The organism is Anaeromicrobium sp., assembly GCF_025210435.1.
GTDB lineage: Bacteria > Bacillota > Clostridia > Peptostreptococcales > Thermotaleaceae > Anaeromicrobium.
The window spans coordinates 1-3,372 of record NZ_JAOART010000088.1 but is presented as its reverse complement, the minus strand read 5'-3'; the positions used below and the strand labels follow the sequence as shown (position 1 = coordinate 3,372).

General features: G+C 31.2%; 2 protein-coding genes. Both read right to left on the bottom strand.

All coding sequences use genetic code 11. The features are described 5' to 3' along the window. Positions 1–375: 375 nt before the first annotated feature. On the bottom strand, positions 376–2,040 hold the full coding sequence (locus N4A57_RS10735; RefSeq protein ID WP_293657995.1) for a sensor histidine kinase: 1,665 nt from the start codon (positions 2,038–2,040) through the stop codon (positions 376–378). 147 nt (positions 2,041–2,187) lie between these two features. Further along, the gene (locus tag N4A57_RS10730) at positions 2,188–3,198 is read right to left on the bottom strand and encodes a proline racemase (RefSeq protein ID WP_293657994.1); all 1,011 of its coding nucleotides are present in this window, start codon (positions 3,196–3,198) and stop codon (positions 2,188–2,190) included. Between the last annotated feature and the right edge of the window lie 174 nt (positions 3,199–3,372).

Here is a 3,372-nt window from a genome sequence, read left to right as displayed (position 1 = left end):
TAGAAGTTCCTTAGATGAACTTGTGTATGACATATATAATATATATACCGAATATAGTGAATATCCAGATAAAGTTTATTCGTTAACAAATGTTAGAAATTTCCTAACATAAAACAAGGTTTTTACCAAGAAATCTATATAGATTTATCAACACTAAGCTTTCTTTATACAGTAACTTGCCTATAAGGGAAACTATTGAAAATTTTTGGAACCCTGGAACGTCACAACATCCTATGCTACTCCAACATGACACATGAACCTATATACGAAGATTCACACTTTCGCTTGTGACAAGGACTTGGGCGGAAAAGATTTTCAATATATTTTCCTGAAATAGGCCCGCATAAAGCAAGTTTATACACCAGAAATCTATATTTATGAATATATATCTGAAAACTCAATATAAGTTCGTTCAACAGAATTATTATAACACTTATCCCAATTATTATTTTCTATATTTTCTATTCTTTTGTTTGGTATAGTGAATTTAAACTTACTTCCATTATTTATTTCACTTTCAACAGAAATATTGCCCCCATGCATTTTTATAAGTTCACTAGTTAATGCAAGTCCAATTCCACTACCTTCTCTATTTCTTTTGAAGGTCTTATCCACCTGAACAAATCTATCAAATACTTTATCAATTTTGTTCTTTGGTATGCCTATTCCATCATCTTCTACTAAGATAGATGTATTTTCCTGATCCACATTTACTGTAACTTGAATTTTTCCACCCTCATTAGTAAATTTTAAGGCATTAGACAATAAATTTAATAATATTCTTTCAAGTTTATCTAGGTCAAATGCCACATAATGTTCTTCCCTATTAGTTTCAAATATGACGTTAATACCTTTATTTTCAGCAAAACCAACTACCGATAAGGTTATATCTTCTGCTACTTTTACTATATTACTATTACAAAGGGAGAGTTCTAAATAACCTGCGTCTATTTTTGTAACATCTATTAAATTATCGATTAATCTTATTAATCTATAGGAATTTTGCTTCAATATCTTATGTTCTTTATCCATAAGACTTATATTTTTCTTTTTTAATTCTATTAATTGTAATGTTCCCAATATCAAATTGAGGGGTGTCCTAAGTTCATGGGATATATTAGCAAAAAACTCAGTCTTTAATTTATCATATTCTAATATATTACTTATAACCTCTTCACTTTCCTTTATCTTTTCATCTAAAAAAGCCTCTTTCACCTTTAGATCTGTTATATCTACTCCCACAGATTGAAATTCTATTATGTTCCCATAGTCATCAAAAAATGCCTCCTCTGTCCACCTTTTCCAACTTAAGTTACCACCCTTACAGATACTTTTATGTTCATGGCTTATTACAGGATTATTCACATTAATTAAATCATAATTTCTCATAGTCCCCTTTTGTTCATCCTCTGGTATTAAATCTAAAAACTTACTTCCAATTAAGTCCTCATAGGTTTTACCATAATAATCACAATAGGCCTTATTTCCATAGGTCAATGTGGTATCAGGTAAAAATTTACATATGAAATCTTTATGATTTTCCACAATAGACTTATATTGTAAATTACTTATTCTTTGCCTCGTTTTCCTTCTAACACTTTTAGTTATGTCAAAGGCCTTACATATTATATATTTTACTTCACCCGTTTCTCCAATTTGGGGCTTTTTTATTACTTTTAATACCCTTTCTTCTCCTTTATAGTTTCTAATCCACTCTCTCGTTATTACAGTCTCTTTTAAATCCCAAACCCTCTTAGTGCTAGCTATACATACTAATGCTTCCCTACTAGATAAAATTTCATCAAGTCTTTTATTTCTAAGTTCTTCCTTCGTCTTTCCTAAAAAAGTAGCATGAGTATGATTAACAATTCCATACTTATCCACATCTGTTAAAGTCCAAATTTGAATATCTATAAAATCTATAATTTTCTCATACTCCCTTATATCCATTTCCACCATAATTCCATACCCCTTTATTAGCTTACCACTTACTATGAATATATTCTCCTTTTCTTTGCTTTTTCCTCCATTTTTTCCCATAATCCCTCATGAATTTTAAATGCTTATAAATTCCTATGGTGTAAGAAATAGTTAGTTTCTATATATGAAAACTAACTGCTTTTACATCCTTTATAGATTTGTGAATTTAAATTCATTCTACTTGAACAACTTAGGCATATTTATTCTTCATCTTAAAGTAAACCCATGCCTAAGTGGGTCTTCCATATCTATTAAGAAATAATTGAATCCAGTAATATAAGCACTTCCTGTTATTTCTGGAATTACAGCCATATATCCAGCACACTGAACTTCTTCTAATGCTCTTGCTTTAAACATTGTTCCTGTAATACTTTCGTATACAAACTCTTCATTTAAATCAAGTTTTCCCCTTGCATATAATGTGGCAACCTTAGCACTAGTACCAGTTCCACAAGGTGATCTATCCACTTGACCATCCCCAAAAATTACAACATTTTGAAGATTTGCCTCTGGGCTCTTTGCAGGTCCATATACTTCTACTAGGTCAGCAGTCTTAATATGCTCTAGTGTTGGATGTTGAATTTTAATTTCTCTGTTTACTATTTCTAATATTTCCATACCTATACTTGATAGCTTAGTAGTGTTTTGTGCACATATATCTAATCCTAATTCTTCTGATTTAACTAATATGAAAAAACTTCCACCAAAAGATATATCAAATATTATTTTTTTGCCAAGACTAGGTACAAATACTTCTTGGTTCTCCTTGTACAAAAATGATGGAACATTTACAATGGAAACTTCCTTAGCCTTTCCATCTTGAACTTTTACTCTAGATCTAATAAGCCCTACTGGTGATTCTAAGTTTATTTCTGTAAAAGGTTCTATTACTGGAACCATACCCGTTTCTACTGCTACAGTAACTGCTCCTATTGAACCATGACCACACATATTTAAATATCCACCCCCATCCATAAATATGATTCCTATGTCTGCATCTTCCATTGTCGGTTGAGTAATTATTGAACCAAACATGTCATTATGTCCTCTTGGCTCGTGCATAATAGATGTTCTTAGTGTATCTAAATTATCTTCTAAGTAGGCCTTTTTCTCTGCCATAGTCTTTCCTGGAATTACTGGTACCCCACCAATTACAACTCTAGTAGGTTCTCCCATTGTATGGGAATCTATTGTATGTATGGATTTAGATATTTTCATGAAAGTCCCGTTACCAAAAATCTATAAAAATCTACAAATTAAAGATTTTGTTTCTTTCCTACTTCATAATGTCCCATTTTGCCGAAGCTACTTTGGTTTGCTATAACACTCCATAGGCTTTGCTACTTTTCAGTAGTGGGTTGTAACGATTACCCAATTTAGAATATCTTTTTA